Here is a 22284-nt window from a genome sequence, read left to right on the forward strand (position 1 = left end):
CGCTCGGCCTGCCTCAGGGCAGGCCGAGCGTGTTCAGGAAGCTATCGACTCGCGCCGTGTAGGTCGGATCGGCCCCGAGATCCGCGTTGATCTCGCCGTGCGAGCGATCCTCGCGCACCACGCTGACCGTCACACCCAGCTGGCGCGCCTTGTCCGCATAGGCGTCGGCCTGCGGGCAGGCGTCGCTGCGCCGGGTCGAGCAGACGGCCAGCAGCGGGCGGGCGTCCTTGCGCAGGACATGTAGCGGCGAGGCTTTCTGCCAGTAGCTGTTGTCCTTGCCGAAGGCGCGGTCGTACAGCGGCAGATGGCGACCCTGCATCACGGCCGGCACGTCGAAGGCGGCGCTGTCCAGGGCGACGGTGCCGAGCCAAGAAGGCGACACCCCGGGTGCCAGTTGCGGGTCGCTGCTCAGCAATGAGACCAGGTGAGCGCCGGCGGAATGGCCCATGAGCACCAGGCGCGCCGGATCGCCGCCCCAGCCACGGGCCTGGCGTTGCACGGCTGTTATGGCCTGCGCCACGTCACTGGCCTGGGTCAGCGGGTCGGCATCCGGTAGCAGGCGGTAGTTGCTCGATACCAGGATGTAGCCCTTGCCTAGCCAGTGTCGGGCCTTGTTCTCGATCACCGCGTCGCGGGCCTTGTCGCCGGTGTACCAGCCGCCACCGTGCACCATGAACAGAATGGGTGCGGTTTGCGCATTAGGCGGCAGGTAAACGTCGAAAACCTGTCGTGGATCTGTGCCGTAGGTTTGCTCGTGCAGGATGCGGCTGCCGGCCGGTAGCTCGCCGAGCAGTTGTTGCTCGGCGCGTGCTTCGCGGCGTTCCTGGAGTTTATCGCGCAGGACTCCGGCCTGACTGACGATGGGCAGGCACAGCGAGGCGAGGATGAGCAAAGCGGGAAAGCGGGGCATGGAGCACTCCTTCAGAGAACGCCAGGCCTCATGTTAGTGCAGGGCGGCTCGGCGATTTGCGATCCAGATTACGAACCTTGATCAATTCCGTGGCGCGGGCGCGCAATTGTCCGCAGCCTCCATCGACATCCTGGCCCGCTGAGTTGCGCACCTTGGTCAGTACGCCACGGCTGTGCAAGTAGCGCACCATCTCGACGATACGCTCGCCATCCGGGCGCTGATAATCGTCCGCTTCCAGGCTGTTGTAGGGGATCAGGTTGAGCACGGCGAACTTGCCTTTGAACAGGCGCAGGATGTTATCCATCTCCTCCTGGCTGTCGTTGATGCCCTTGAGCAGCGTCCACTGGTACTGGATGGGGTAGTCGATGGTGCGGGCATAGGCCTCGCCCAGCTCTATCAGTTCCTCGGGGTCGATACGCGGCGCCTTCGGCAGCAAACGCTGGCGCAGTTCGGCATCTGTGGTATGCAGCGACAGGGCCAGTGCCGGACGTACACGCTGCTGTGGCAGGCGCTCGAATACGCGCGGGTCGCCGACCGTGGAGAACACCAGATTGCGTTGGCCGATGCCGCCCTCGGTGCCGAGCAGGTCGATGGCCTCCAGCACGTTGTCGAGGTTGTGCGCCGGCTCGCCCATGCCCATGAACACCACTTTCTTCACCGGGCGGAAGCGTCGGCCCAGAGCGACCTGGGCGACCATCTCGGCGCTGCTGAGCTGGCGCAGCAGGCCGCTCTTGCCGGTCATGCAGAATACGCAACCGACGGCGCAACCGACCTGGCTGGAGATGCACAGGCCGTCGCGCGGCAGCAGCACGCTTTCCACCATCTGCTTGTCGGCCAGTTCCACCAGCAGGCGCGCCGAGCCGTCGGCTCCCGGGTGTTCGGAACGCAGGCGGGCCAGGCCATCAAGATCAGCCGCCAGCGCCGGCAGTGCCTCACGCACCGTCAGCGGCAGGAAATTCTCGGTTTTCTGGTGCTTGGTGCCGGTGTCCAGCGGCTTGCCCTGCAGCCAGGCACGGGTGATGCGCCCGATGTGCTGGGGTTTGGCGCCGAGGTCGGCGAGGCGTTGGGTGATATCGGAGAGCTGCATGGGGCGCGGATGCTATCACTTGGCCGGGGTGTCGACCACGTCGAAGCGCAGCACACCGATCATCTGCCCAGCCTCCGTGACCACCTGTACCTGCCACTGGCCTGCAGCGTCCGAGGGGAAGCGCAGCTTGTGCGTCCAGGCGCGGTAACCCTGCTTGCGCCCACCATGGATATCCAGGGCGATGCGGTCGACCTCGCGTCCGTTGTGGCGCCAGACATGGTAGATGCGCTCGTTGAGCCCGCGAGGCGCATTGATCGCCGTGTAGGCGTACAGGCCGTCGTCCTGCAATTGCGCCAGAGTTACGCTTTCCAGCTGTTCCCCCGGCGTGCGCAACTGGCCGTCGAAGCGATCGCTGATGGCCACTTCGTTCAGCCACAGCGTCGCAGGCGGTACCCAGACGCGCGCCATCCAGCCGCCGGCGGCCAGTACCAGCGGCAGCAGGGTAAAGGCGAGCACACGGCGCCAGCCGCTGAAGCCGATCACGCCCGCCAGGCTGGGGAGCGCCAGCAGGGTCGCCAGTGCCAGCGAGATGCCGTAACTCTGCGGTGTGCTCAGATGGAAGATGATCGGCAGCGCGGTGAGCATTACCGCGAACAGCGTCAGGGTGTGGAAGCTCAGCAACAGCCAGCGGCGCGGTGCCAGCCAGCGGTAGTAGATGGGGTCGGTGATCGAGGCCAGCGCGGCCGCTGCCAGCAGGCCACTGAACAGCAGCTGCCCGCTGTTCCAGGTGGTGGTGATGAAGAAGAACGGCAGGACGAAGAACAGGCTTTCCTGGTGGATCACCTGGGTGGCGTAGCGTAGCAGCGGCAATGGCAGCTCGAAACCGAAGCGTCGAGCGATGCGCTCACGCAGCAGGTTTTCCAGTATCAGCCAGACCCAACTGAGCAGCAGAACCAGCCCGAGTACCTTGGCCAGGTGCGCCTGGCGATCCACCAGGAGGAAGCTGGCGACGCCCGAACAGAAGCCGAAAATGGCGATCAGCCCCGGATAACGGTGGAGCCAGGCGAGCAGGGTGGGGATCTTGGCGAGCAGGGCTTTCATGGGGATCGAACGCAGATGAACTGGGCGCGCATGCTAGGCAGCTGGCGCGTTGGGTGCAAGCGGCTCGTCGCTCGTGCTGGCGATGCTGCGCCGCTTGCGGCACTATTGCGCCCCCGTTTCACCACCGAGTCCGAATCGATGAAATTCATCCATCAACGCGAGCAACTGGAAGAGGGCGATCTGGTGGTCATCCAGTGTTCGCAGCCCTGCAATATCCGCCTGATGAACGATGCCAACTTCCGCGCCTTCAGAAACCGTGGCCGGCATACCTACCACGGCGGCGCCTTCATCAAGTTCCCGGCGAAGATCCGCGTGCCTTCCAGTGGTTTCTGGAACATCACCCTGGATACCGTGAGTCGGAAAGCGGTGAGCGTGACGCGCAAGCCACAACTCGAGTACAGCATCACCATCAAGCGTCAGCGGCGCGAGGGTATCTGACCGAGGGGCAAAAACTCTAAACCCTGGCGCGCCTGGACAGGTCACACCTGTGTGAACCTGACAAACAAGGAGCGCTCCATGCTGAAGTTTCTCGTCGGTACCGTTGGCATCATCTTCATCATTGGCCTGATCGTGGTGATTGGCCTGTTCAAGCTGATCTTCTAACTGCAGCCGCCCGGCTGTCTTTCGGCCGGGCGGCTGGCTGTCACAGACGGCGCTGGTTGTCCTGGTGCTGTGCGCAGCTCATGAAACCCTTGCTGTCGACCCGGCCGTTGACATCGAAGTCCACGTAGTAGGGCTGCTCCAGGCCGTCGACATTCAGCACGTAGTTGTTGCAGGTGCCGCCGCTGACGTTGTTGTGCACTTCCGAGGAGGGTGGGCCGCCGAGGGTGAGCACCTGTTCCTTGCTCATGCCGTGGTCGACCTGCTTGACCAGCGGCTCGTTGCGGAAGGTCACGTAGTCGACCGGGTTCTCTATCGTCGAGCAACCGCTCATCACGGCCGCCACGGTCAGCACTGCAAGGCTGCGTTTGTACATGTCATCGCTCCGTCGAATGAGCCGAGATGGCTCGACAGTCGTTGGAGCAGAGTTCGTGTGCGGAGTTCGCGTTTTTCGATGATCGGCGCGAATCACCTCGTGTACATGCCTATGAATGAAAAGAGCCCGCTTTCGCGGGCTCGTTTGCATCAGTCGTCGTAACCGAGATTCGGCGCCAGCCAGCGTTCGCTGACGGCGATGTCCTGGCCCTTGCGCGCTGTGTAGCTTTCGATCTGATCCTTGTCGACCTTGCCGACGGCAAAATACTGCGCCTCGGGGTGAGCGAAGTACCAACCGGATACGGCGGCCGCCGGGAACATGGCGTAGTGCTCGGTAAGGAACACGCCGCTGCGGCCCGCCTTGTTGTAGTCCGCTTCGGGGTCGAGCAGTTTGAACAGCGTGCCTTTCTCGGTGTGATCCGGGCAGGCCGGGTAGCCGGGTGCCGGGCGGATGCCCTTGTACTGCTCGCGGATCAACGCGTCGTTGTCCAGTTGCTCGTCCTTCGCATAACCCCAGTAGTCCTTGCGCACGCGCTCGTGCAGCCATTCGGCGCAGGCTTCGGCGAGGCGGTCGGCCAGGGCCTTGACCATGATCGAGTTGTAGTCGTCGCCCTTGGCCTCGTAGGCCTTGGCGACTTCCTCGGCGCCGATGCCGGCGGTGGTGATGAAACCGCCGACATAGTCGGTCACGCCGCTGTCTTTCGGCGCAACGAAGTCGGCCAGGGACAGATTCGGCTTGCCGTCCGGCTTGATGGTCTGCTGGCGCAGGTGGTGCAGGGTGGCGAGCTGTTCGCCGTTGTCGCCGTAGACTTCGATATCGTCGTCACGCACCTGATTGGCCGGCCAGAAGCCGAATACGGCGCGGGCCTTGATCAGTTTTTCGTCGATCAGCTTGCGCAGCATCGCCTGGGCATCGTTGAACAGGCTGGTGGCCGCTTCGCCGACGATCTCGTCAGTGAGAATGCGCGGGTATTTGCCGGCCAGATCCCAGGAGATGAAGAACGGCGTCCAGTCGATGTACTCGGCCAGCACGTTGAGGTCGATATCGTCCAGCACTTGTGCGCCGGTGAAGCTCGGTTTGGGCGCGACATAGCCGTTCCAGTCGAAGGCCGGCTTGTTGGCGATAGCGTTGTCGTAGCTCAGGCGCTCGGTGCGGGTCGCACGGGCGGCGGTGCGTTCGCGTACCACTACGTATTCGTCGCGGGTCTTCTGCACGAAGTCGGCCTTGAGCTCCTTGGACAGCAACTGGGTGGCCACACCCACGGCGCGCGAAGCGTCGGTGACGTAAACCACGGCATCGTTGCTGTACTGCGGATCGATCTTCACCGCCGTGTGCGCCTTGGAGGTGGTGGCGCCGCCGATCATCAGCGGCAGGTGGAAGCCCTGGCGCTGCATTTCCTTGGCCACATGCACCATCTCGTCCAGCGACGGGGTGATCAGCCCGGACAGGCCGATGATGTCGCACTTCTCGGCGATGGCGGTCTGCAGGATCTTCTCCGCCGGCACCATCACGCCCAGGTCGACGATGTCGTAGCCATTACAGCCCAGCACCACACCGACGATGTTCTTGCCGATGTCGTGCACGTCGCCTTTCACGGTGGCCATGAGGATCTTGCCCTTGGCTTCCGGCTTGTCGCCTTTCTCGGCTTCGATGAAGGGGATCAGGTGCGCCACGGCCTGTTTCATCACGCGAGCGGACTTGACCACCTGGGGCAGGAACATCTTGCCCGAGCCGAACAGGTCGCCGACCACGTTCATGCCGCTCATCAGCGGGCCTTCGATGACCTCGATGGGGCGCGCGCATTGCTGGCGGCACTCTTCGGTGTCCTCGACGATAAAGGCGGTGATGCCCTTGACCAGCGCGTGTTCCAGGCGCTTGCCTACCGGCAGCGAACGCCACTCTTCGTTCTCGACTTCCTTGGCGGCGCCGTCGCCCTTGTACTTGTCGGCGATGGCCAGCAGCGCCTCGGTAGCGCCGTCGTTACGGTTGAGCACCACGTCCTCGACCGCGTCGCGTAGCTCCTTGGGAATCTCGTCGTAGATTTCCAGCTGGCCGGCGTTGACGATGCCCATGGTCAGGCCGTTCTTGATCGCGTAGTAGAGGAACACCGAGTGGATCGCTTCGCGCACCGGGTTGTTGCCACGGAAGGAGAACGACACGTTGGACACGCCGCCGCTGGACAGGGCGAACGGCAGGTTGTCGCGGATATAGGCGCAGGCTTCGATGAAGTCGACGGCGTAGTTGTTGTGTTCCTCGATGCCGGTGGCGACGGCGAAGATGTTCGGGTCGAAGATGATGTCTTCCGGCGGGAAGCCCACTTCGTTGACCAGGATGTCGTAGCTGCGCTGGCAGATTTCCTTCTTGCGCGCGGCGGTGTCGGCCTGGCCGACTTCGTCGAAGGCCATCACCACCACGGCGGCGCCATAGCGCTTGCACAGCTTGGCGTGGTGCTTGAACTGCTCGACGCCTTCCTTCATGGAGATCGAGTTGACGATGCCCTTGCCCTGGATGCACTTGAGGCCCGCCTCGATCACTTCCCACTTGGAGGAGTCGATCATGATCGGCACGCGGGAGATGTCCGGCTCACCGGCAATCAGGTTGAGGAACCTGACCATGGCCGCCTTGGAGTCGAGCATGCCCTCGTCCATGTTGATGTCGATCACCTGGGCGCCGGCTTCCACCTGCTGTAGGGCGACTTCCAGGGCCTCGGTGTAGTTCTCCTCGCGGATCAGCCGGGCGAACTTGGCCGAGCCGGTGATGTTGGTGCGCTCGCCGACGTTGACGAACAACGACTGACGATCGATGGTGAACGGCTCCAGGCCGGACAGGCGACAGGCCTTGGGAATCTCCGGAATCGGGCGCGGCTGATACTTGGCGACCGCTTCGGCGATGGCCTGGATATGCCCCGGCGTGGTGCCGCAGCAGCCGCCGATGATGTTGAGAAAGCCGCTGGCGGCGAATTCTTCGACCACTGCGGCCATTTCTGCCGGGGTTTCGTCGTATTCACCGAAGGCGTTGGGCAGGCCGGCGTTGGGGTGGGCGGACACATGGGTGCCGGCTTTATTCGACAGCTCTTCCAGGTACGGACGCAGGTCGGCGGCGCCAAGGGCGCAGTTCAAGCCCACGGAAATCGGCTTGGCGTGCGCCACCGAGTTCCAGAACGCTTCGGTGGTCTGGCCCGAGAGGGTGCGGCCGGAGGCGTCGGTGATGGTGCCGGAGATCATGATCGGCAGTTCGACACCGTCCTCGTCGAACACCTGCTGCACGGCGAAGATCGCCGCCTTGGCGTTCAAGGTGTCGAAGATGGTTTCGATCAGGATCAGGTCGGCGCCGCCTTCGATCAGGCCGCGAGTGGCTTCGGTGTAGTTCTCCACCAACTCGTCGAAAGTGACGTTGCGGTAGCCAGGGTCGTTGACGTCCGGGGAGATCGAGCAGGTGCGGCTGGTCGGGCCAAGCACGCCCGCTACGAAACGCGGGCGATCCGGGGTTTCCAGGGTCTTGGCGTCTGCCACTTCACGGGCCACGCGGGCGCCAGCGACGTTCAGCTCGTAAACCAGCTCCTCCATGTCGTAGTCGGCCTGCGACACGCGGGTGGCGTTGAAAGTGTTGGTTTCCAGGATATCGGCGCCGGCATCCAGGTAGGCTTTCTCGATCTCGGCGATGATCTGCGGCTGAGTCAGCAACAGCAGGTCGTTGTTGCCCTTGACGTCACTCGGCCAGTCGGCAAAACGCGCGCCGCGATAGTCGGCCTCTTCCAGCTTGTAGCTCTGGATCATGGTGCCCATGCCGCCATCGAGGATCAGGATGCGTTCCTTGAGGGCTTGTTGGAGGGCATGCAGTCGGGCGCTGCGATCGGGGAGCGTGGACATGGGCAACCTGTCTGGCCTGGAGAAAAAGGGCGCAAATCATAGCAAGGATGCAGGGCTTTCGGACGCATGCTGGGTTTCCATGAATTTCATTCATGTTGCTCGCGGGGTAGGTCGCCAGGGCAGTGGATTGCGGGGCTGCGCCAGGTAGCGTGTGACCTGGGCGCGCGCGCAATTCGGCGGGTGCGTGAATCTCTTTCAGGGCCTTCGTGGCACGTATCGCGCTATCAATGAACGTCGTTACCGGTAGAATCTGCGCTCTCATCGATTCCGGATGCCATTCCATGCCCACCCGCTTGTTGCTCGCCTTCGCGCTGCTGTTGGCTTCTCTGGGCGTGCGCGCCGCCGCCATTTCCTATGTCGATGACGTGCAGCCGATCCTCACGCAGAAGTGCGTGGCCTGCCATACCTGCTACGACGCACCCTGCCAGCTCAACCTGGGCAGTGGTGAAGGCGCACTGCGGGGCGCCAGCAAGCAACTGGTGTATGACGGCACGCGTACCGAGGCGCAGGCGACCACTCGCCTTTACTATGACGCGCACGGCGAGGCGGCCTGGCGCCGGCGGGATTTCCATTCCGTACTCGATGCGCAGGGCGGCCAGGCCGCGCTGATCGCGCGCATGTTGGAGTTGGGGCGGAGCAATCCGTTACCGGCCAACGCCAAGCTGCCGGAGGATCTGGATATCGCCATCACCCGCAGCAACACCTGCCCGCTGCCGGGGGAGTTCGCCGAGTACGCCAGCAAGAACCCGCACGGCGGCATGCCGTTCGCCGTGACCGGGCTGACCGATGGCGAATACGCCACCCTGAGCCAATGGCTGCAGCAGGGCGCTCCTGTACAAGAGCAGGCCATCACGCCAACGGCTGCCGAACTCAGCCAGGTGGAGGCGTGGGAGCGTTTCCTCAATGCACCGGGTGCGCGCGAGAACCTGGTGTCGCGCTGGATCTACGAGCACCTGTTCCTCGCGCATCTGTATATCGAGGGTGGGGATCAGCGTCATTTCTTCCAGATGGTGCGTTCGCGCACGCCCAGTGGTCAGCCCATCGACCCGATCGCCACCCGCCGCCCCAATGACGATCCAGGCACGACCTTCTATTACCGCCTGTGGCCGATCCAGGGTGTGATCGTGCACAAGACCCACATCACCTACCCGATTGGCAACAAGCAGCTCGAACGCGTACGCCAGCTGTTCTTCGCCAGCGACTGGACGGTCGATGCCGTGCCCGGCTATGGCGCCCAGCGCCGCGCCAATCCGTTCGAGACCTTCGCTGCCATACCGGCACAGGCGCGCTATCAGTTCATGCTGGATAACGCCGAGTATTTCGTCCGCACCTTCATCCGTGGCCCCGTGTGCCGTGGGCAGATCGCCACCGACGTGATCCGCGACAACTTCTGGGCGCTGTTCCAGGATCCGGCCCATGACCTCTATATCACCGATGCCGAGTATCGCGAGCAGGCTACGCCGCTGTTGGCGATGCCCGGGCAGTTCGACGACATCGGCGATCTGCTGGGGCTGTGGCGCAACTACCGCGACAAGCGCAACGAATACGAAGACCTGCGCCGCGATACCTATGCCGATGCACCGCTGCCGGGCTGGTCGACGATCTGGACGGGCAACGACAACGCACTGTTGTCGATCTTCCGTCAGCATGACAGCGCCTCGGTGCGCAAAGGCCTGCTGGGCGAGATTCCGCAGACCCTCTGGCTGTTGGACTACCCCTTGCTGGAACGCACCTACTACCAACTGGTGGTCAACTTCGATGTGTTCGGCAATGTCTCCCACCAGGCGCAGACGCGCCTGTACTTCGACCTGATCCGCAATGGCGCCGAGGTCAATTTCCTCCGTCTGTTGCCCGCCGAATCGCGCCAGGCCTATCTGGACGATTGGTACCAGAACAGCGGCAAGCTGAAGATGTGGCTCGATTACACCCACATCGACCATCGCACCCCGAGCGCTCTGTATCTGCCCGGCCCGGATGCCAAGCGCAGCTTCGCCAGCCAATTGCTCAGCCGCTATGCCAGCCTCGATGCGCGGCCTGATCCGATCAACCGCTGCAGTAACGGTCGCTGCTACCGTGAAGGGCTCAAGGCTGAGCAGCGCGATGTCGAGCAGAGTCTCAGCCGCCTGGCCAGTCGTCCGGCAGCGGGACTCAAGGTGATCGAACAGATGCCTGAGGCGACGATGGTGCGGGTCGAATTCGCCGATGGTTCGCGTGAGATCTACAGCCTGCTGCGCAACCGCGCGCACAGCAACGTGGCTTTCATGCTCGGTGAGGAACTGCGCTATCAGCCGGGTCTGGACACCCTGACGGTCTACCCGGAAGTGCTGAGCAGCTATCCGAACTTCCTCTTCAACCTCAAGGCGAGTGAAGTCGAGGATTTCGTCGGCCAGATGCAACAGGTGAGCGACGCCAAGGGCTTCGAAGCCATCACGCAACGCTGGGGCATTCGCCGCAGTCATCCGCAGTTCTGGTTCTATTTTCATGACCTGAGCGCGCGCATTCGGGAAACCCAGCCCATCGAAGCCGGCGTCTTGGACATGAACCGCTACGAGAACCTGTAAAGTCATTGGCAGTCGGCAGTGGCGTTGTGCTGCTGCCGACGCTCGTCGGGTTTCGTCGACCTTTCTCTAGCCACAGCGGTCGGACGCTGTGGTTGCCTGCTTGCAGGCAGTCTCGTGACAACTTCAACGAGAGGGGGAACGGCGTTTCCATGCTGGTTTCAGTACAGGCGTTGCGCGCATTGGCAGCCTGGGTCGTGGTCTTTCACCATGTCATGCAGGTGTTCTTCAATTTTCAGGCTGACAGTTTCATCGGGCGGCTGTTCGCCGAGCGAGGCGCCGTTGGCGTCGACATCTTCTTCGTCATCAGCGGGCTGGTGATCTATCTCTCCACTCAGGGCAAGGCCATCACGCCTTGGCGCTTCATGCTCAACCGTGTACTGCGCATCGTTCCCGCCTATTGGCTGTACTCACTGATCGCCGCCGCGATCATCGCCTTCGCCAACCCGGTGATGCCCGTACAGGCGTTCGATCTGCACCATCTGTTGCTTTCGCTGTTGTTCATTCCGGCCGAAAATCCTGGCGGCTTCGGCCTCTATCCCACGCTAAACGTCGGCTGGACGCTGAACTACGAGATGTTCTTCTACCTGCTGTTCGCTCTGACATTCATGTTGACCGAGCGACTGCGCCTGGCGTTCGTCGTCATCGCCCTGGTGGTCTTCGGCGGGCTGGCGACTCAACCCTGGATGAGCGATTTCTATCGCAACAGCATCGTCTACGAATTCGTTTTTGGCATGCTGCTGGGCGTGTTCTACAGCCGTGGCTGGATTCGTCAGGGCCTCTGGCTGCCGTTGCTGGTCATCGCCGGCTCGTTGCTGACCCTCTACCACTTCGACAACTCCATGCGCCTGCTGCATTGGGGCGTTCCCAGTGCATTGATCGTCGCGGCCTGCATCGCCATGGAGCCCTGGTTCAAGGACAATCGCCTGCTGGTGCGGATGGGTGACTGTTCTTACTCGGTGTACCTGCTACACGTGATCATCCTGTCGCTGGGCTGGTACGTGCAGGCCAGCCTGGATCTTGCGCCAGCGCTGGTCATCGCTGCGTGCATACCGCTGATTGCAGTGGCCGCCTGGGGCAGTTACGAGTTGATCGAGCGGCGGTTCTTCGTTCGTGCCAAGGCTTGGGTCGAGGCGCGTTCAGATCGTCGAGTGCTGCAGCCTTATCCTGAGTAATTTAGTAGGACTATAATCATCGCGTCACTTGGCGTACACTGCGCCGCATGACCGTGAGGAGTTGCCATGAGCACCATTACCATTACCGATGCCGCCCATGATTACCTGGCCGAGCTGCTGAGCAAGCAGGACACTCCGGGTATCGGCATTCGTATCTTCATCACCCAGCCGGGTACGCCTTACGCGGAAACCTGCATCGCCTACTGTAAGCCGGGCGAGCAGAAGCCGGAGGATACCCCGCATGGTCTGGCCAGCTTCACTGCCTGGATCGACGCCGTCAGCGAGCCGTTTCTCGAAGACGCCATAGTCGATTACGCGACTGACCGTATGGGTGGCCAACTGACCATCAAGGCGCCGAACGCCAAGGTGCCGATGGTCAATGAAGACAGCCCGCTCAACGAGCGCATCAACTACTACTTGCAGACCGAGATCAACCCGGGCCTGGCCAGCCATGGCGGCCAGGTATCGCTGGTCGATGTGGTGGAAGAGGGCATCGCCGTACTGCGTTTCGGCGGCGGCTGCCAGGGCTGTGGCCAGGCCGACTACACCCTCAAGGAAGGCATCGAGAAGACCCTCCTCGAGCGCATCCCGGAACTCAAGGGCGTGCGTGACGTGACCGACCACAGCAACCGCGAGAACGCCTACTACTGACGGCTTGCGTGTGCGAAAAAGGCGACCCTTGGGTCGCCTTTTCTCGTTGTGCCGGCGTTCACCAGTACTTGGGATAACGCCCTGGGCGCGTGGCGTTGTTGTACAGCAATGCCACCAGTATCAGGATCAGCGCACCACTCAGGGTGGGGAACAGCAGGAAGCTCCAGCCCGGTTGCGTCAGGAAGATAATCACCGGGTTCGAGCCCGCTGGTGGGTGCACGCTGCGGGTGAACATCATCAGGGCGATGGCGCTGCCCACCGCAATCGCCAGTGACCACACCCCTGGCCCCAGCAGATGCAGGCAGAGCAGGCCGACCAGGCTACTCAGCACATGCCCCAGCAGCACGTTGCGCGGTTGCGAGAAGGGCAGGTCAGGAAAACCGAACACCAGCACGCACGAGGCGCCGAAGGAGCCCAGCAGCAGGCTGGCCGACAGCAGATCGGCGCTGAGCGCGATGCTGCCGATGGCGAAAAAGCCGCCGAGCCAGGCCAGGGCGATCTGGCGAGCCGGCGCTCGAGGCGGCAACGCTGCCCCATCGCCGCGTAGTTTGCTCAGAAATTTCAGCATGGCGTGGCCCTGTTGATGCGAGTGGTCGAAGCCGGGTTGTTGGCCAGTTTGTTGTGCGGACGGATCGGCCGTCGCAGCAACTCGCCACCACAGTTGGGGCAGTGTTGAGCAAGCCGATGTTCGGCGCAATCGCTGCAGAAAGTGCACTCGAACGAGCAGATGCGCGCGTCCAGGCTGTCGGGAGGTAGATCGCGATCACAGCATTCGCAATTGGGGCGCAGTTCGAGCATGAGTGATTTCCTAGTGGCGTTGACCGAAGCGTTGCAGATATTCCTGAGGGCTGATGGCCAGGTGTTTGTGAAAGCAGCGTCGCAGATTCTCGGCGTGCCCGAAGCCAGTCAGGCGTGCCACCGTGGCGATCGATGCCTGGGCGTCATGCAGCAGCAGACGTGCGGCCTCCAGGCGTACACGTTCCACATAACGCCCAGGCCCCATGCCCAGTTCGTCGACGAAGGCGCGTGACAGGCTGCGTGGCGCCATGCAGGCCTGCTCGGCCAGGCGCTGAAGCGAAAGATCTGCTGCCAGATTGGCGGGAATCCAGTCCAGCAGGGCGGCCAGCTTGGGGGTGCGACTGGGCTCCGGGCTCAGCAGTGAGCTGAACTGCGCCTGGTCACCTGGCCTGCGCAGGAATAGCACCAGGCGGCGCGCGACTGCCAACGCCATCGGTCGACCCAGATCGGCTTCCAGCAGCGCGAGGGCAAGGTCGATGCCGGCGGTCACTCCAGCCGAGGTAAAGAGGTGCGACTGCTGCTCGTCCTGTGCGTCGAAGGTGTGCAGGCAGTCGGCCTGAACGGTGATCTTGGGGTGCCGCTGCGCCAGTCGCTCGGCATCTGCCCAATGGGTGGTGGCGCGGCGACCATCGAGCAGGCCGGCGGCGGCGAGGATCAGCGCACCGGAGCAGACCGAGCCCAAGCGGCGGATATGCGGTTCGCTGTCACGCAGCCAGGCCAATAGCGCCGGATTGCTGCATTGCGCGGCCTCGCCCAGTCCGCCGGGAATCAGCAGGGTGTCCAGCGTGGTGCTGTCGAAGGTGCGCCAGCTGTGGTCGGCGACGAGTTGAAAACCAGCGGACGTGGCGACCGGGCCAGCCTCTTCGGCGAGCAGGCACAGACGGTAGCAGGGTGAGAGACCCTGGCGCTGGCGTTCGACATTGGCGGAGGCGAAGACCTGCAGCGGCCCCGTGACGTCCAGGCTCATCACGTCGGGGTAGATCAGGCAGGCAATGGTTCTGAGCGCATCCATCTGGAGCCTCCGCGGAAATTGGAGGCAGTGTGCGCCGGGGCAGGCGTGGCAACAAGGACATTAAGCCCACAGATATTGCCAATTTTTTAGGGGCGCCGAATGGCGCCCCGGCAGGGTTTACTCGGGCATGCTCCAGGGAGCCAGGTCGAAGCCCTTGCGTCGCAGTTCTTCGCGGGAGTGGGTCAGGGCACTGGCCAGTTGTTGCGGGTCGCTGTAAGTGGCGCTGGACAGCTGGGTGCGGCCGAGTACGCGGGTGTTGGTGCGGTCGATGACGCTGATGCTCACCAGGCCGGTGCCATCTTGCGGCGACCAGGCAACGCATTGAAAGGGTTGGAAGGCGCGATCGGCGATCAGCAGGGCTTCATTAAAACGCAGCGGTGCATTCATGGGGTCGGTTTCTCCGAATAGTTCCCAACAACTTGTAGGGTGGTCTGGCAGCTAATTAGCTGACCTGTCAGTTCTGTTGATGAGCTGACACAAGCGTTAAGTCACATGCTTTCGGAAAAAGTTTTAGAACTGCGTAAAAGTGCCGCACCGAACAACTTCGGCGCGGCGGTAAAGGCAACTTTTTGGATAAAAAGTTCCCGCGCATTTTCGCCGCGTCAGGGCTACAGGCCAGAGCTTGCGGGGGCTTGCGCTTGTGGGGCGGCGTTGCGCTCATGGCGGTAAGCACTGACCGCTTCATATACGGCCTTGCGCAGACGGTTTATTCCGCCAATGGGGCGATGTTCCGGAAGTGCATGCCAGGGATTGAAGGACAAATTGTCGCAGAAGAGATTCTGTTCCCGACTATCGAAGTCCTGAGGTGGCAATGTGATGCGTGCCACGGTCTGGAACGGCGAGATCTTTTCGCTCCACTGCACGCTGGTGTCTTCGATGGGCATGTAGTACTGCGGATTCTGCGTTTGCACCTGCAGCTCGAAGCACGCCGGAGCGCGATCCAGCGAGAGTTGCTGGTATAGCGCATTACGCAGGAAGTTCGGCAGCTCGGTGTTCTGCTCGGGCAACTGGTAGGGCGGGCAGTTCTGCGGAGCTGGTACCACACGGTATTTGACGTTGAGCGGGCCCAGCTTGTAAGGCGCGATGGAGTTGTAGGTGGTCGCCACGGGCGTCTCCGGTGCCGGCGCCAGAGTCTTCAGAGCGATGATCAGGTGACGGATTTCCCAGGTACGCGGATCCCAGCTGGGGAAGAAGGCCAGCACCTTCTTGCCGTCGGCCTGGGCGGCGAAGTTGCTGCGGTATTCGGCCACATCGCTGACGAAGAACACCGGGTGATTGAACATCACGAAGTCCTGTTCCCCTGCATGAGCGGCGCCCGGCATCAGTTTTTCGCCAGGCACGTCGAGCAGCTTGACCGCCATGCCGCGCGCGTCGCGCGCACTGTCGAACTGCGGGTAGGCGTTGCCGTTGGACAGGCGCACCCAGGCTTGCCAGGTTTTTCCCGGTTCGCTGAACACGCCCTGGCGCAGCTCGGCGGCCAGATCATCGAGCACCTGCACCTCGCCCTTTACGCAACCGTGAGCCTTGGCGTGGGCATCACGCAGTACACGGGTGTTGTCGCGGTGCTGTTCGACCACGCGCACGGTATCCTCGATGATCGCGCGGGTCAGCGCCGCTTCATTCGGTGGGATCTGTTCCTCGCTCGACACCGGGCCGGAAAACTTCCAGGCGTAGTAGGCCTCGCCAGCGCCCCAGCCGAGCATGCCGACCACGGCGAAAAAGAACACGAGCTTGCCGATCAGGCGACCGAGCCAGAGCCAGAAACGTTTCAACATGCGCGCATTCCTTTTTATCGTTTTCGTGAGTCGCAGGTATCAGCCTTCACAGCTCGGCCCCGGTGTCCATGAGCGAGCCGGAACCTCGCCCAACTGCGCCTCCAGGCGTTCGTTGCCCAGCACCTTGAGGTATTCGATCAGCGCGAAGCGTTCTTCCGGCGCCAGAGCGCGGCCGATCACGCCCTGCTGGCGGCAACCGTCACGGAACTCGTGGCCGCCATTGCCATTGCCGGTCACGCTCGTGTCGAAGAAGAAGCCGCCCGGGAATTTTTCCGTCTGGAAGCCAACGAACTTGGGATCGAACTCGAAGTTACCGACCCAGAAGCTGCTCTGCCGCTCGTAGACAGGCGAGAGCAACTGGAACAGCGTCGGTACGGAGCCGTTGTGCAGGAAGGGGGGCGTCGCCCAGATGCCGTCCAGCGGGCGCGCCTTGTAGCCGCGCAACTCCCGCACGCCGATGGGCAGACCGTAGCCATCCATCTGCTGACGCTGAGGGGGCTGGATGCCGGCGTCCTGATAGGCACGGTTCTCCACGTAGGCGGTGATGTAGGCCAACCCTTTGGCACTGGAGATGCTCTTGAAGTCGACGTCGTCGAGGCTGGCGCCGAATAGCTTGACGTCAAGCCGGCTCAACTCGGCCTTGGTCCAGCCCAGGCGGCTGATGTCGAAACGGTGGTCAGCGATGTTGTCGGCCGTAGTCGGGTCGGTGCCGACCACGCTGGTCGGCACGATATGCATGCGCCACTCCGGATCGCGCGAGGGCGCCAGGCGCTGATCTTTCGGCTTGGGATCGGGCGCGTGGCAGTAGGCGCAGTTTTCCTTGAACAGGGCTTTGCCACGGCTGGCCAGGGGCAGATCGATGTTGCCCAGCACCTGTTCCGGCCAGTGCGGCGGCTTGAGTTGCTTGAGCGTCTCTTCGAGGGTGTAGAGATCCTGCGGGCGAACGCTGGAGGCATAACGATCGGCCTCGGCAATGGGTTGGCCGTGGGTATCGAGCAACTGCAGAGTGGCTCCCACGCCCAGCGCTTCGCCGATGTTGCGGGCCATCGGCTGCATGGCCGAGCCGTTCCACTGCACCCAGTCGAACTTCCAGATATCCCAGAGCTGCGGATAGCTCACAGGGCCATTGGCAACGCGGTAGTTGGCCTCGTCGATGGCGCCGCCGAACACGGTATTGGCGATGCGCCCGAAGGCATCGGTGCGGCCAAAGCCTTCTTCGGTGGGGTAGAGCCCGCGATGCCAGTCATTGGCGGCGGTGCCCAGCAGGGTATCGAGTACCTGTTTGAAATCCTCACGCAAACGCTCGCGCCCTTGCGGATACTGGTCGCCCAGAACCTCGCGGGCGAAGCGGCGGAATTTCAGCGGGTTGTAGTAGGTAAAGGCCATGCTCATGCCGAGTGCCTGGCCGAAGCCGCCGCCACGCAGGGTTGGCACTGTCGAGGCCAGCGAGTGCAGCGCCGCACCGCCGTCGATGCGCACGGCCCGGCCACGATAGCGCAGCTCACCGGTATGGCACGCCGCGCAGCTGATATCGAGGAAGCGCTCGCCGTTTTCGTCATCCTGGTGGCGGGTGAACCCGACCGGCAGGTTGCCAGGGTTGAGCACCGTTGGCTGTTGCTGCGGGTCGATCAGAAAGCCGAATCGGGCCAGGTATTCGGGGCGGGCGAACTTGTCCGTGCCGAAGGGCAATTCCAGCGCCGTGAACCACTCGTAGCGCAGCCCCTTAACCTGGGTGCCTTGCGGTGTGTAGTAGTAGGTCTGGCGTTGCGCCTCGCTCCATTGATCGAGGTAATGCAGCTGCTCGGGCTTTTCATAGGCCGGCAGGTTGGGGTAGGCGACGTAGTAGAGCACCACGGCCAGCAGGATCAGCGCCATTGCCAGGACAAGTTTGATGATACGGCGGAGCATGCGCATCGGGGACTTCCTTGTGGCGTTCTTATGAATTGCGCTGTTATGCCAATCCATTGCGCACTTGGCAAGTTGCCATCAGGCAAATAACCCGGTGCTCGCAATAACCAACGGGAAGCATGGATATAGAGAAACGTTCCAAGAGGTGTCAAAGTAATTGCTAGTTTTACAGCTAAGCGCGCCAACATATTGTTTTTATTGGTTTTACAAAATACTGGCGCCAAGGAAGGAATATGTCCGAGGCTCCGTTCGCCGCGTATCACCCGGTGCTGTTGATTAATCCCACTGCCGATTGCGCGGCTCTGCTGCCGCGTCTGCACGCACATGGATGGGCCGTGGAGCAAGCCAGCCTGGCCGAGGCGGCACAGTACGCGGTCGACGTTGCCCTGGTTCGCCTCGATGCCGACTCCGCCGCTGCGCTGCCTGAGATTCTGCGCGTGCTGCGGCGCAGTGGCTGGTGCTGGGTTGCCGCGCTCGATGAAAGACAACCGTTCGACGCATACCAGGGGGCGTTTTTCGCTGCCGGTTGCGTCGAACAGGTGCTATTGCCACAGGGGCTGGACGGTTTGCATGAGGCGCTGCGTGAGGCGCGTGCGTGCACCCGTCTGCAGCGGCGTCTGGCGGAATGCCAGGTGGCTCAGCTCATTGGCAACAGCAGCCAGGTGCGCACCTTGCGACGCCAGGTGGAGCAGCACGCCACGCAGTCGGCGCCCGTGCTGATCCGTGGCGAGACGGGCAGTGGCAAGTCGTTGTTGGCGCGCTTGCTTCATGGCCGATCCGCTCACGCCAACGATCCTCTGGTCGAGCTGGATTGCCGTGCGCTTGCCGTCGAGCAACTGCACGTACGTCTATTCGATGAATCCGTGGGGGCACTCCGGCAGCCGGGCACCAGCGTGGTGCTCGAAGGGGCTGACGCCATGCCCGTGCTGTTGCAGGAGAAGCTGCTCGATTACCTTCGTCGCGCGCCTGCGGCACGGGTACTGACGCTGGAGCAGGGTGAACTGGCCGCGGCCGTTGCCGCCGGACGTTTTCTCGAGCCGTTGTACGGCGAGTTGGGACGCTTGCAAATCGAGGTTCCGCCGCTCAGGAGCCGGCGCGGCGATATCCTGTTACTGGCCGAGCATTTCGCCAAGCGCTATGGCGCGGGATCGAATCGCTTCGAGGGCCTGTTTGCCGACGATGCCATCGAGGCCATGCTTGAGCACCTCTGGCCGGGCAATCTCGATGAGCTGCGTAATCGCGTCCTGCACGCGCTGGTGAGTGCCCAAGGGCGGCAGATGGCGGCCGAGGATCTGCAACTGGCAGCGCCTTCGCTTCTGGACGACAGCGGTAACACCCTGGCCGATTACGTGTTGCGTGCCGAACGCCAGGCGCTCAACGATGCGCTGACGCGCTATTCCAGCAACATGAGCCAGGCCGCGCGGGCGCTCGGGGTGTCGAGGCCGACCTTCTATCGGTTGCTGCACAAGCACCGGATGCGCTGATCACGCAGCAGCAGCCAGGCAACGCTGCTAATGTGCTGTAACTCGTCTCGCGCAAGGAATTCCCCATGCATCCCTTCGATGCCGAAAAACCGCCACGCCTGGCCCTAATGCTCGGTTATGCCGGCTTGCTTCCCTTTATCGGTGGCGCCCTGGGTATCTGGCTGATACCGCTCGGTTGGCGTGCGTTCGTGCTCGCTGCGCTGCTCGACTATGCCGCCGTGATCCTGGCCTTCATGGGCGCGATTCATTGGGGGCTGGCGATGCGTGCGGAGGCAGCGGACAGTCGTGCCCAACTGCAACTGGGGCTTTCGGTGATTCCGCCGCTGCTGGGGTGGCTGGCGCTGTCCAGTGGCTTGATGGTGGGGCTGGTGCTACCGATCTTCCTGCTGGCCTTCATCGGCCTGTACCTGGCTGATCTGCATGCGGTCAGGATCGGATTGGCACCGCGCTGGTACCCGCTGTTGCGCAAACCGCTGACGTGGGTGGTGTGCCTCAGCCTGCTGGTGGCTTGGGCCAGCGTGCTGCGTCACTGAGCCAATAGCGCCTCGACCTGCTGCAGTGCTTGGTGTCGCCGTTGCAGCCAGTCGCCGCTGATCGCGCTGAAGCGTTGACCCGTGGCTTCCAGCCAGTCCCGGCAGGCCTGGTGGAATGCCAGGCGGTCGGCCAGTTCCGGTTGGCAGCGCTGCCCATCCTGAACCCAGGGCACGTCGCGTGGGTCGAGAAGCAGGTGCAGGTCGTAATGACGGCTAAGCAACTCGCTTTCCAGCCAATCCGGTACCGCACCGAACAGGCTGCGACTCCAGAGGATGTTGCTCAGCAGATGGGTATCCAGAATCAGCAACGGCGGGCGCTGGGCGCGCGCCTGATCTTCCCAGGCCAACTGTCCGCGCGCGATCACCGGGATGTCGGCGTAGCAGGTATCACGCTGCTCCTGCTCGATGAAGTGGCGAACGTATTCGCCGACCACCACGCCGCCAAAGCGCTCGGCGATAAGCCCCGACAGCCAGCTCTTGCCGGCCGACTCCGGGCCGGTCAGGACGATGACCTTCATGCCGCGCCGCGTAGCGCAGGATCCTGGCGCCAGCCAAGCCAGCCGCTGATGGCCAGCAAGGTGAAGGCCGCGTAGAGGCCGGCAGTCAGGTACAGATCCGTGGCGATGAAGAAGGCCACGTAGCACAGATCGACTACGATCCACAGGGCCCAGCACTGCAGGCGCTTCTGCGCCATCCACCATTGCGCCACCAGGCTGAATGCAGTCAGCGCAGCATCCAGCCAAGGCGAGCTGGCATCGGTGAAACTGGCCATCAGGTAGCCGAGCAGCAGGGCGCCGGCAACACCCGCCGCCAGATCCCTTGTCACACCGGCAGCGGGCAACAGGCTGACCTGGCGGCCGTCGTGGCGCTCACCGCCGCGTGTCCACTGCCACCAGCCATAAATCTGCAACGCGGCGAACAGCACCTGCAGCAACAGGTTGGAGTACAGACGCCAGTCGAAGAACAGCCAGGCATAGAGCAGCACCATCACCAGGCCGATGGGCCAGCACCAGGCGTTCTGGCGTACGGTCAACCACACCGAGACGATGCCGAGAGCGGCAGCAACGAGTTCGAGCCAGGACATCCGGCATCCTCAGGAAAAAGGCGGGGCGCGATTGTAGCGGGCTGGCGGGCTCAGCACACCAGGCTGTCGGCCTGACGATAGAGAAGCAGCAGCTTGCGCGTGATGGTGTGTTGGATGTCGTCGCGCTCGAAACTGGACAGCCGCGTCAATCGCGCCACCTGCAGCCTGTGCAGATGCAGGTAGGGCATCTGCTGGTTGAATTCACGCAGGTCGCCTTTGACCAGCACCGGCAGGAACAGGTCGCCGACCTTTTTCTGCTGGCTGATGATCTGGGCCAGGGCCGCTTTGAATGGCATGCACCGTGGGGCCGGGCCTTGCCCTTTGATCTGCGTGCTGAGCAACAGGCCCGCCTTGCCTTGCACCTTGCCTGGCAACACGCACAGGCCGGTCTTGCGAATGGCCTGGGCGTCGATGCCGTGCAAGGTGTCATGAAAGGCATAGGGGTTGGGCAACACAACCATCTTGCGCCCCAGCTCGCTGGGAAAGTGCAGGCTGTAGTTGGTGTAGAGCTGGCCCACCGACTCGGAGTAGACGCACAGGCGGTTCTCGAACAGCTTGATGAAGCGTTCCGCCAGTTCACGGCGCGCCATGCTGTCGAGATCCCAGACCAGATCCTGGTTCTGCGGCCTGCTGAAGTCGACTTCCTGGTGTTCCATTGTGCTCATGAGCTTCTCTCTACACGCGGAACTGGCCAAGCAAGCGATGAATCTGCTCGGCCAACTGCTTGAGGTGCTGGCTGGCGGCACTTGACTGCTCGGCCGCTTCTGCCGTGTTCCGGGCAAGGCTGGCCGTCTGGGTGACGTTACGGTTGATGTCGTCAACGACGTGTGTCTGCTGCAGCGTAGCACTGGCGATCGAGGCGTTTAGACCGGTCAGGTTGCGCAGCGATTGGGTGATCTGAGTCAGGCTCTGGCCAGCCAGGCTGGCCTGTTCGATAGTCCGCTGGGAGGCCTGGTTGCTGTCGTTGATGACCTTGACCGCCGCCTCGGAGTTGTTCTGCAGGCGCTCGATCATGGTCTGGATCTCGGAGGTGGACTGTTGCGTACGCTGGGCCAGCAGGCGCACCTCGTCGGCCACCACGGCGAAACCTCGGCCCTGATCACCGGCACGCGCCGCCTCGATGGCGGCGTTGAGCGCGAGCAAGTTGGTCTGCTCGGCGATCGAACGAATCACCTCCAGCACACCGCCGATCTGCGTGCTCTCGGTGGCCAGCGACTGAATCACCTCGACCGCCTTGGCGATGGTGCCGGACAACTGCTCGATCTGCTGCAGGCTGGCATCGATGCTTTGTTGCCCCTGGCTGGCCTGATCCTCGGCTGTGTGAACTTCGCTGGACGCCTGCTCGGCATTCTTGGCTACGTCCTGTACACCATAGGTCACCTGGTTGACGGCGGTGGCCACTAACTCCATCTGCTGTGCTTGC

21 protein-coding genes are annotated in these 22284 nt (G+C 62.9%); 6 read left to right on the forward strand and 15 right to left on the reverse strand.

Annotated features, from left to right (window positions below):
- Positions 1-13: 13 nt before the first annotated feature.
- The 3 genes from VC352_RS01055 to VC352_RS01065 are packed head-to-tail and all read right to left on the reverse strand — an operon-like array spanning position 14 to position 3038.
- Positions 14-910, reverse strand: coding sequence for an alpha/beta hydrolase (locus VC352_RS01055; protein ID WP_322977725.1), 897 nt, complete (start codon positions 908-910; stop codon positions 14-16).
- 28 nt (positions 911-938) lie between these two features.
- Complete coding sequence (locus tag VC352_RS01060) at positions 939-1997, reverse strand: RNA methyltransferase (protein WP_322977726.1); 1059 nt, start codon at positions 1995-1997, stop codon at positions 939-941.
- Between the two features lie 15 nt (positions 1998-2012).
- Positions 2013-3038, reverse strand: coding sequence for a DUF5924 family protein (locus VC352_RS01065; protein ID WP_322977727.1), 1026 nt, complete (start codon positions 3036-3038; stop codon positions 2013-2015).
- A gap of 138 nt (positions 3039-3176) precedes the next feature.
- Here VC352_RS01065 and VC352_RS01070 point away from each other — a divergent pair, with 138 nt between their 5' ends.
- A complete protein-coding gene (locus tag VC352_RS01070; RefSeq protein ID WP_322977728.1) occupies positions 3177-3476 on the forward strand; it encodes a DUF1883 domain-containing protein in 300 nt (99 codons plus the stop codon).
- Positions 3477-3681: 205 nt separating this feature from the next.
- Here VC352_RS01070 and osmE read toward each other — a convergent pair whose 3' ends face one another.
- Together osmE and metH are read right to left on the reverse strand one after the other, a co-directional pair.
- The gene (gene osmE / locus VC352_RS01075) at positions 3682-4014 is read right to left on the reverse strand and encodes an osmotically-inducible lipoprotein OsmE (protein WP_322977729.1); all 333 of its coding nucleotides are present in this window, start codon (positions 4012-4014) and stop codon (positions 3682-3684) included.
- Positions 4015-4163: 149 nt separating this feature from the next.
- The gene (metH, locus tag VC352_RS01080) at positions 4164-7883 is read right to left on the reverse strand and encodes a methionine synthase (RefSeq protein ID WP_322977730.1); all 3720 of its coding nucleotides are present in this window, start codon (positions 7881-7883) and stop codon (positions 4164-4166) included.
- Between the two features lie 281 nt (positions 7884-8164).
- On the opposite strand from metH, the gene VC352_RS01085 reads away from it, so the two are divergent.
- From VC352_RS01085 to nfuA, 3 genes are all read left to right on the forward strand, one after another.
- Positions 8165-10444: a fatty acid cis/trans isomerase gene (locus VC352_RS01085; protein ID WP_322977731.1), complete on the forward strand. Its 2280-nt coding sequence runs from the start codon at positions 8165-8167 to the stop codon at positions 10442-10444.
- 149 nt (positions 10445-10593) lie between these two features.
- Positions 10594-11616, forward strand: a complete 1023-nt coding sequence (locus VC352_RS01090; protein ID WP_322977732.1) for an acyltransferase — start codon at positions 10594-10596, stop codon at positions 11614-11616.
- Between the two features lie 66 nt (positions 11617-11682).
- Positions 11683-12267, forward strand: a complete 585-nt coding sequence (nfuA, locus tag VC352_RS01095) for a Fe-S biogenesis protein NfuA (RefSeq protein ID WP_322977733.1) — start codon at positions 11683-11685, stop codon at positions 12265-12267.
- A gap of 58 nt (positions 12268-12325) precedes the next feature.
- Here the strand turns inward: nfuA and VC352_RS01100 are convergent, their stop codons facing one another.
- From VC352_RS01100 to VC352_RS01125, 6 genes are all read right to left on the reverse strand, one after another.
- The gene (locus tag VC352_RS01100) at positions 12326-12835 is read right to left on the reverse strand and encodes an HPP family protein (RefSeq protein ID WP_322977734.1); all 510 of its coding nucleotides are present in this window, start codon (positions 12833-12835) and stop codon (positions 12326-12328) included.
- Positions 12829-13065, reverse strand: coding sequence for a DUF1272 domain-containing protein (locus tag VC352_RS01105; RefSeq protein ID WP_322977735.1), 237 nt, complete (start codon positions 13063-13065; stop codon positions 12829-12831). Before VC352_RS01105 ends, VC352_RS01100 begins: the two co-directional genes overlap by 7 nt.
- A 10-nt stretch (positions 13066-13075) precedes the next feature.
- A complete protein-coding gene (locus VC352_RS01110) occupies positions 13076-14077 on the reverse strand; it encodes a GlxA family transcriptional regulator (protein WP_322977736.1) in 1002 nt (333 codons plus the stop codon).
- A 117-nt stretch (positions 14078-14194) separates the two neighbouring features.
- Positions 14195-14464 carry a hypothetical protein gene (locus VC352_RS01115; RefSeq protein ID WP_322977737.1) on the reverse strand — a complete coding sequence of 90 codons (270 nt, stop codon included), beginning with the start codon at positions 14462-14464 and terminating at the stop codon, positions 14195-14197.
- A 221-nt stretch (positions 14465-14685) separates the two neighbouring features.
- A complete protein-coding gene (locus tag VC352_RS01120) occupies positions 14686-15852 on the reverse strand; it encodes a catalase family protein (RefSeq protein WP_322977738.1) in 1167 nt (388 codons plus the stop codon).
- Positions 15853-15891: 39 nt separating this feature from the next.
- A complete protein-coding gene (locus VC352_RS01125; protein ID WP_322977739.1) occupies positions 15892-17766 on the reverse strand; it encodes a di-heme-cytochrome C peroxidase in 1875 nt (624 codons plus the stop codon).
- Positions 17767-17993: 227 nt separating this feature from the next.
- Between VC352_RS01125 and VC352_RS01130 the strand changes: the two genes are divergently transcribed.
- Together VC352_RS01130 and VC352_RS01135 are read left to right on the forward strand one after the other, a co-directional pair.
- Positions 17994-19244 (forward strand): sigma-54-dependent transcriptional regulator, encoded by a 1251-nt coding sequence (locus VC352_RS01130; protein WP_322977740.1) that lies wholly within the window; start codon positions 17994-17996, stop codon positions 19242-19244.
- Between the two features lie 65 nt (positions 19245-19309).
- The gene (locus VC352_RS01135; RefSeq protein ID WP_322977741.1) at positions 19310-19777 is read left to right on the forward strand and encodes a DUF3429 domain-containing protein; all 468 of its coding nucleotides are present in this window, start codon (positions 19310-19312) and stop codon (positions 19775-19777) included.
- Here VC352_RS01135 and VC352_RS01140 read toward each other — a convergent pair.
- Genes VC352_RS01140 through VC352_RS25235 form a run of 4 tightly spaced genes read right to left on the reverse strand, consistent with a single transcriptional unit; the run spans position 19771 to position 22271 of the window.
- Positions 19771-20295 carry an AAA family ATPase gene (locus VC352_RS01140; protein ID WP_322977742.1) on the reverse strand — a complete coding sequence of 175 codons (525 nt, stop codon included), beginning with the start codon at positions 20293-20295 and terminating at the stop codon, positions 19771-19773. The genes VC352_RS01135 and VC352_RS01140 overlap by 7 nt on opposite strands.
- Positions 20292-20861, reverse strand: a complete 570-nt coding sequence (gene pnuC, locus VC352_RS01145; RefSeq protein ID WP_322977743.1) for a nicotinamide riboside transporter PnuC — start codon at positions 20859-20861, stop codon at positions 20292-20294. The genes VC352_RS01140 and pnuC overlap by 4 nt, the downstream gene beginning before the upstream one ends.
- Before the next feature lie 50 nt (positions 20862-20911).
- Complete coding sequence (locus VC352_RS01150) at positions 20912-21526, reverse strand: hypothetical protein (protein WP_322977744.1); 615 nt, start codon at positions 21524-21526, stop codon at positions 20912-20914.
- 10 nt (positions 21527-21536) lie between these two features.
- The gene (locus VC352_RS25235; RefSeq protein ID WP_416340064.1) at positions 21537-22271 is read right to left on the reverse strand and encodes a methyl-accepting chemotaxis protein; all 735 of its coding nucleotides are present in this window, start codon (positions 22269-22271) and stop codon (positions 21537-21539) included.
- Positions 22272-22284 lie beyond the last annotated feature (13 nt).

This window comes from Pseudomonas sp. C11 (assembly GCF_034683865.1).
GTDB lineage: Bacteria > Pseudomonadota > Gammaproteobacteria > Pseudomonadales > Pseudomonadaceae > Aquipseudomonas.